At 54.5% G+C, this 7469-nt stretch carries 4 protein-coding genes and 1 pseudogene; 3 read left to right on the forward strand and 2 right to left on the reverse strand.

Going from position 1 to position 7469, the window contains the following annotated elements:
• Window positions 1-206: 206 nt before the first annotated feature.
• Window positions 207-1355: a TRAP transporter substrate-binding protein DctP gene (gene dctP / locus AAC035_RS16275; RefSeq protein ID WP_339806001.1), complete on the reverse strand. Its 1149-nt coding sequence runs from the start codon at window positions 1353-1355 to the stop codon at window positions 207-209.
• 41 nt (window positions 1356-1396) lie between these two features.
• Window positions 1397-3094 carry a long-chain fatty acid--CoA ligase gene (locus tag AAC035_RS16280; RefSeq protein ID WP_339806002.1) on the reverse strand — a complete coding sequence of 566 codons (1698 nt, stop codon included), beginning with the start codon at window positions 3092-3094 and terminating at the stop codon, window positions 1397-1399.
• A 158-nt stretch (window positions 3095-3252) separates the two neighbouring features.
• Here AAC035_RS16280 and AAC035_RS16285 point away from each other — a divergent pair, with 158 nt between their 5' ends.
• The 3 genes and pseudogenes from AAC035_RS16285 to AAC035_RS16295 form a co-directional block, all read left to right on the forward strand.
• Window positions 3253-3849 carry a QsdR family transcriptional regulator gene (locus tag AAC035_RS16285; protein ID WP_339806005.1) on the forward strand — a complete coding sequence of 199 codons (597 nt, stop codon included), beginning with the start codon at window positions 3253-3255 and terminating at the stop codon, window positions 3847-3849.
• 68 nt (window positions 3850-3917) lie between these two features.
• On the forward strand, window positions 3918-4739 hold the full coding sequence (locus AAC035_RS16290; protein ID WP_339806007.1) for an enoyl-CoA hydratase: 822 nt from the start codon (window positions 3918-3920) through the stop codon (window positions 4737-4739).
• 422 nt (window positions 4740-5161) lie between these two features.
• Window positions 5162-7469, forward strand: a pseudogene (locus tag AAC035_RS16295) (hypothetical protein); the annotation flags it as partial.

Below are 7469 nucleotides of genomic sequence, written 5' to 3' on the forward strand. Positions count from 1 at the left end.
TGGCAAGACCGCCGATGATGGTCATCACGTTCGTGATATGGGCGAGTATGCGGCCAATCAAAAACATAGGCAGGCAGCCTCCGGTAAGGTTACAGACGTGTGTTGGTTATCAAAGGTAGGTGAGAGCTGGCATTTATGCCGGTACGGGTGGGTAACGGCACATCAAACTCCCGGACGCGGGCTCAACCGCCCCCGGGATTGCGCGATCAGAGTCCGTAGCTGGACACATCGACTTTCGAGAAGATTTCATCCCAATAAAGCTGTTGCAGCTCTTCCTTTCCATCCACGCCTTCAATCAGATCCAGCCAACGATCGAGAATGCCGCGGAAGGTTGTAATCTGTTCTTCGGTGTTTTCAAGGCCGTACCGGCTGGCGTAATGGCTTGCAATATTTTTTACATCAGCCTCGATGAATCTGGCGGTTTCATCGACCAGTGGCTGGTCCGCCTCGACAACCTGAATGCCACGTTCTTTTGCTTCTGCCAGATTCTCTTCATTGCTAAGGTAATAGGCCCAGATTGCATCCGCCGCCATGGCCGCTCCCGCTTTCAGGGCCGCGGTGCGTTGTGCTTCAGGGAGTGAAATCCAGCGGTCGCGATTCATGTTGGAAAGAGCGCTGCCGCCGTATCCTCCGCCGGGAGTACCGGTGGTTATATGGCTGACAACCTCCATCAGTCGGAAGACCGTCAGCTCTGTGGCAGTCTGGATGGTGCAGTCTACAACTCCCTGATCCAGCGCATCATAGACCTCATTCACCGACATCTGAACCGATGTTGCTCCAACGTGCTGGGCCCAGCGTGCGTGCTGGGCGCCTCCTCCTCGCAGGCGCAGACCTTCCATCTGATCCAGTCTGGTGGCCGACTTGTTACACATCAACGGCAGAGGAGATGTCGTTCCGCTGCCCAGAAACACCTGGTTCTGTTTCTTGAATTCATCGGCACATTGCGGACAGTTCAGCATGACGTATTCCATGACGGCGCCGCTGAAAATGGCACCGTGCGGACCTTTAAGTTCCTCCTTTTCTAGCAGCATGGTTAGCTCCGTCACCATGTGAGCAGAAGGAAACTCGTTTATGAAATAGCTCATGATGATAATACCTACGTCCGCCATGCCGTCTCTAAGGCCTGCCGATGTTTCCATCAGGTTGAGCAGCGAAAGAGGGTAGACCTGCGCGGAGGCGTTGCCACCACTTTCAGCCTCAAAGGTCTCCGCCCAGACTTCAGCAGACAGCGCTGGAATGGAGCCCTGGGGATAGCCAAGAGCAAAGCGCAAATCGGCTTGTGTACCTGCACTTGCAAAGCCAATACAGGCAGCCAGAGAAACCGACGTCAGCAGTTTTGAACCAAACTGTTTCATAACACCTTCCTGTTTTGCTCGATTGTTGTTTTCGGAGGCCGTTACCGGCCGACTTCTGCGTAGAGCTCTTTCTTGGAAAGCTTGCCAACCGGGGTCTTGGGCAGTTCCTCCCGGACCTCCAGGCCGTGGATCATTTCGTGCTTCCCGAGGCGTGATTTCAGAAACGCCTGAAGTTCTTCCAAAGTGGGCGCAGTTTGACCTTCCCTGATGGTGATATAGGCTCGTGGGCTCTGTCCCCGATACTCATCCGGTACCCCGATAACCGATACTTCAGCAATGGCCGGATGTTCATAGATCGCCTCCTCAATGTTGCGAGGGTAAACGTTGTAACCGCTGCAGATAATCATGTCTTTGGTACGGTCAACGATGTAGAGGAAGCCTGCCTCGTCCATGAATGCCACGTCGCCGCTGCGGAAATATCCCTCGCGGGTCATAGACTCGGCGGTAGCGTCTTCGCGCTTCCAGTAACCCTTCATCATGTTAGGTCCACGGATACAGAGCTCGCCTTGCTCTCCGGGAGGCAATCGTCGTTCTTCGTTGTCCATGGAGACAATACACAGGTCCGTACCGGGTACTGGCAGACCGCAACATCCGGCGGGCGGCTTCAATCCTTCTGGCATAAAGGTACCCACCGATGTTGTCTCGGTCATGCCCCAGCCTTCTTTTACTGAGCAGCCAGCCGCGCGGATAAAGCGTTGCTGGAGTTCTACTGGCAACGGTGCTCCGCCGGAGTTGCAAAGTTTGAGGGAGGTCAGGTTGTAGCGTTCGAGCTCGGGATTCGCCAGGAGGGCCGAAAGCATGGTCGGTACTGCAGGGAAGATAGTGATCTGTTCCTGCTCAATTGTTCGCAGCACCTGTTCGGGTTCAAAACGAAGCTGCTGGTAGAGGGTTGATCCCAGCCGGAAGCCCACTAACATGTTTACAGTGATGGCGTAGATATGGAATGGCGGTAGCACCGCCAGGGTGCGCTCCTGACCTTCGTTCAGTGTGGTGCCCAGAGCGTTGGCCAGTTGGTCAGCTGCGCTGGAAAGGCTGCGGTGGGTTAACATGGCTCCCTTGGGGGCGCCGGTCGTACCTCCGGTGTACTGAAGTACGGCGAGAGCGTCAGGTGCTTCCGCATCAGGGTGGAGCTCGACATTTCCTTCGTTGTCGATCAGTGATTTAAAGGAAATTATGCTGGAGGAGAACTCGGGCCTTTCAACGGTATCCCCAGCGGCGATTTGCTGAGCCTGAACCTTTTCTGGTTCAGCGCTGAAGTCCTCCAGGGAGCCAACGATCAGAGATTTCAGCCGGGTCTGTCCCATAAGCCGGGACATTTGTGGAAGCAGTGACTTCTGGTCCAGCGTGACCATTAAATCGGTCTCGCTGTCATTGATCTTGTGTTCCAGAATACGTTCGGCGTCCAGGGGCGAATAATTCACCACAACACCGCCGGCCCTGAGCACGGCCATGAAGCTGATAATGCCATGAGGTGTATTTGGCAGATAAAGTCCGACATGTACACCGGGGCCGACCCCCAGTGCCTGAAACCCACTGGCCGCCCGGGACACCAAATGGTCCAGCTCTTGATAGGAGGCTTTCCAGCCCATAAAGTGAAGAGCATCTCGCTCAGGCCAGCGCACTGCGGAGTCCGACAGCATCCGGTGCACCGAGCGGCGGGAAAGCACCGGCACTTCAGGGATGCCCTCCGGATAGGTCTGGTACCAGGACGGGTTCTGTGTCAGAACTGAGGTTGACATATTGTAGCTCCGTACTCGGATTATTATTGTTTCTGATGCTGCGGTCGGACAGCCGCTTTACTACTGTTATCCGCGAATACACATGTGGCGCGTCAAACAGACTCACACGAGCAACATTATGCTATTGTGATGCCATGCTGCAACAAAAAGGATAAGTGATGCAAGATGAGACGCCACTCGCTCGAGCGATGGCAGAACGAGATACCAATCCACAGGCAACACCGGTCGATGCCCTGAAGCTGGGACGGAAGCGATGGCGAGAAGGGGAGCGGATCCAGCTGGGCTCAGTGGCACAGGAGCTGGGCATCAATCGGGCAACGCTGTTCCGATGGGTCGGAAACAAGGAGTTATTTCTGGGGGAGGTTATCTGGTCTTATTGCCAGAAAATGTTCGAGGATATATTGGAAAGGGCGCCCGGCAAGGGGGCTGACTATGTGATTTATGTCTGTGAGCAGCTTGTCAGCGAAATGATGGCGAGCGAGCCGTTGAGCGTGTTTATCCGGCAAGATCCCGAGTATGCCATTCGTATCCTGACTTCCAAATCCAGCATAGTCCAATCCCGCTTTATCGTGGCCATGGCAGACATGATTCGGCAACAGCTTGAGATCTCAGACTGGAGCCCGCCCATTGTACCAGACGATCTGGCCTATCTGTTGGTGCGCATCGGAGAAAGCTTTCTTTACGGCGACGTGATTAGTGGACAGATAACCGATAGACGTCATACCTCGACGGCTTTCCGTTTGTTGGTTTCCTGATTTTTTCAGGAATGCAGAATCACTGCGTGCAATGCTCACTTTCTATTGATCGAATCAAGGATAAAACAATGAACTATGAAGAGATTATTTACCGCCGGGACGGCTATGTCGCAACCATTGCCCTGAATCGCCCTGACAAACTGAACGCGTGGACCAGAACCATGGAAACGGAGGTCAGGTCAGCCATTGAGTCCGCCGACGCTGATGAGCAGGTGCGGATTATCATTGTTACCGGCGAAGGGCGTGGCTTCTGCGCCGGCGCCGATATGAACCTGCTGACCTCCGCCATCGATCAGGGCGGCAGTGAGGAAAGTACCGAAACAGTGACCGCCAGTCCCGCTGGAGACCCGGTCGAAAGGAACTATCAGCAGCGTTTCAGCTACCTGTTGCGGGTAGCCAAACCCATCGTGGCCGCCATCAACGGCCCCTGCGCCGGCATGGGGCTGTGCATGACACTGTTCTGCGATGTGCGGTTCATGGCCGAGCACACCAAACTGACGACTGCGTTCGCCCGTCGCGGGCTGGTGGCGGAGCACGGTATTGCGTGGATGCTGCCGCGGCTGGTGGGTCCGATGAATGCGGTAGATCTTCTGTATTCAGGACGTGCCGTGGGCGCGGCCGAGGCGGAGAAAATGGGTCTGGTCTGGACATTGCCGGAAGAGGGCTTTCTGGAAAAAGTCCAGAGCTGGGCAGCGCAACTGGTCACCCAGTCGTCGCCGAGATCCATAGGGGTGATGAAACGGCAGATCTTCGATTCGCTGTTTCAGGACCTGTCTGAATCCTGGGAAATGGCGGACCGGGAGATGGCAAAGTCTTTCTCATGTGAAGACTTCAAGGAAGGTGTTGCTCATTTCCTGGAAAAAAGAGAGCCGAAGTTCAGCGGGCGTTAGCTAAGTGCCCGCTCCTGTTCCCGGTTGATATGAAGGCAGATCGGTAGTTTCCGGTCTGCCTTTCTTCGTTTTATTTGCGGAATTTTCCCTCTGCTGATCAAGCAGTTCCTAGTTTCTTTCAGTCAGCACCTAAACCAATCAGTAAATTACCTAATTTTACCGTTTTGCTGGCGACAGTAACGCTGGGCTGGTTTATTGTCGCACCTAACGAAAAAGTAATAGTCAAAAGTCCGGGCTGTCTTCCAGTCAGCGGTGCAGGATTTTTTTCGAGTACTCTCGCCAGCGAACTTCAGGACCCTCCAAAAGTTGAATTTGAATTCGCTGTCGTTCATGAGTCGACAATTTAAACTGTCAGAGAAGGCATCATGTTGCGCTACACAATAAAAAAGTTTCAAGTAAATCTATCTCTGTGGAGTGGCTTCATGAAACGACGCCATTATCGAAGGTTGCCCACCGCACTGCTGACAGTACTTTTGATCTTGATGGGTGCGGCTGACGTTGGCGCTGCGCCGTTTGTGGAAACCTTTGATGATAATACGGGAATTCAAACATCGCTGACTCGCTCACTGGGGGGGGCGTCGTTCCAGTTTGGATTTGCCGCCCAAGGCGATGGCGGAGACATGGCATGGCAGCCCCAGTATGGCGAGAACAACGGGCCATCGCAGAATCTACAGTCCGGTATTCCCGATTCGAATACTACGGAGCGCTTCAGGATATCCCGGGCCGACGGCGCGGAATTCATCTTTACCAGCATCTATTTGGATAACACCTCGGGTAGCAACATCACGGTTGCCGGTTACAAAAATGGAGTCCTGGTTGGTATTGGCCAGACGATGCCGACAGGGGTAAGCGGTACTCTGAGTTATGGAGGTCTTACGGTTGATGAAGTTCGTCTGACGGGAACAGTTTTTCTCAATACCAACATTGATTCATTTACTGGAAATACATCCGTCGTTAATACCGTCGTTCCAGTTGTTTCCGACGGTAACATCAGCATTAGCGGCGCTTCCGGAATTGGCGGCGCGTATAAAATCGGCGATACCATTGCCGTGAGCTGGAACAATACTGGCAGTGGCGACGGCAACGCCAGTATTACCGGCGTTATGATCGATTTTTCACAGTTTGGCGGTGGTAATTCAGTTGCCGCTACCGAGAGTAATGGAATCTGGACCTCTGCCTATACCATTGTCAGTGGCACCATTGATGCGGCTAATCGCAATGTCAGTGTCACCGCAACCAACGGGGATGGTCTCACCACCACTGCAGATACCACCAACGCCACGGTGGATAACGTCGCGCCCACAGTGACCAGTACTAACATCAGCATCAGCGGCGCCACTGGAACCGGTGGTGCGTTCAGAATAGGCGATACCATTACCGCCAGTTGGAACAATACCGCTGGCGGTGACAATAACAGCGATACTATCGCTGCCGCGACCGTTGATTTCAGTCAGTTCGGCGGCGGAGCAGCAGTCGCTGCGACGAACAATGGTGGCACCTGGACGTCGACCTACACCATCCTTTCTGGTGCTCTTGACGGTGTTAATCGCAATATCGCATTCACCGCGACTGACAATGCCGGTAATTCCGTAACCACCGCGGATACCGCCAACGCCTCGGTGGACAATGTTCCCCCTACATTAACCGATGTCGCTATCAGCATTGGCGGAGCTTCTGGTACCGGCGGGACTTATATCGTTGGCGACACGGTCACTGCAACCTGGGACAACTCTCTCTCTGGGGACAATAACAGTGATGTTATCAGTTCCGTCTCAGTCGATTTCAGCCAGTTCGGTGGCAGTGCAGCCGTGCCAGCGACGAATAGCGCCGACACCTGGACGGCGACCCACACGCTTGTTGCAGGCGCAGTTGAAGGTATCAACCGTAATGTCTCGATTAGCGCAATTGATCATGCGGGCAATATCACCAGCCGTTCAGATTCAACCAACGCTGTCGTGGACAATAGTGTGCCGGCCATAAGCAGTATCAGTGTTCCGGCCGACGGGACGTATATCAGCGGTCAGAATCTGGATTTTGCTGTCAACACAAGCCAGCCTGTTTTGGTCAATACCGGCGGTGGTACTCCGCGTCTCGCGTTGACCCTGGGTTCAACCACGCAATATGCCCAGTACATCAGTGGCAGTGGTACGTCAGCCATCGTATTTCGTTACACCGTGCAGGAAGGCGACAACGATTCCGATGGCATCAACATCAACGCCCTGGACACCAACGGAGGAACTCTGCAGGACGGTTCCGGTAACAACCTCGGCCTGACTCTGAACTCAGTGGGTAACACTTCCGACATTCTGGTCGATGCGGTAACTCCCGCCGTGACCAGCGTCAGCGTGCCGGCCAACGGTAGCTATGTTGCGGGCCAGAATCTCGATTTCACCGTCAATGCGAACGAAAATGTAACGGTTAATACCGGTGGAGGCACACCGCAAATCGCCCTCACTGTGGGCGCAACCACGCGCCAGGCCACCTACTTCAGTGGTGCTGGTACATCTGCACTGACGTTCCGCTACACCGTGCAGGCAGGGGATGAAGATACCGATGGCATTGCCCTGGCCGCGGCAATTGATGTCAACGGTGGCACCCTGCGCGACAGCGTGGGCAACGACCTTGATACGGCACTTGCCTCTGTGGGCTCCACTACCGGTGTGCTGGTGGACGCGGTTGCACCCACCGCCTCAGTTGTCGTTGCCGACACGGCATTAACGGCGGGGGAAA

It is taken from the genome of uncultured Marinobacter sp. (assembly GCF_963974375.1).
Classification (GTDB): domain Bacteria; phylum Pseudomonadota; class Gammaproteobacteria; order Pseudomonadales; family Oleiphilaceae; genus Marinobacter.

Bases quoted from the DNA above. Each gene is read 5' to 3' on its own strand.
- dctP (WP_339806001.1), bottom strand. From the start codon at position 1,355: ATGAAACAGTTTGGTTCAAAACTGCTGACGTCGGTTTCTCTGGCTGCC.
- AAC035_RS16280 (WP_339806002.1), bottom strand. From the start codon at position 3,094: ATGTCAACCTCAGTTCTGACACAGAACCCGTCCTGGTACCAGACCTAT.
- AAC035_RS16285 (WP_339806005.1), top strand. From the start codon at position 3,253: ATGCAAGATGAGACGCCACTCGCTCGAGCGATGGCAGAACGAGATACC.
- AAC035_RS16290 (WP_339806007.1), top strand. From the start codon at position 3,918: ATGAACTATGAAGAGATTATTTACCGCCGGGACGGCTATGTCGCAACC.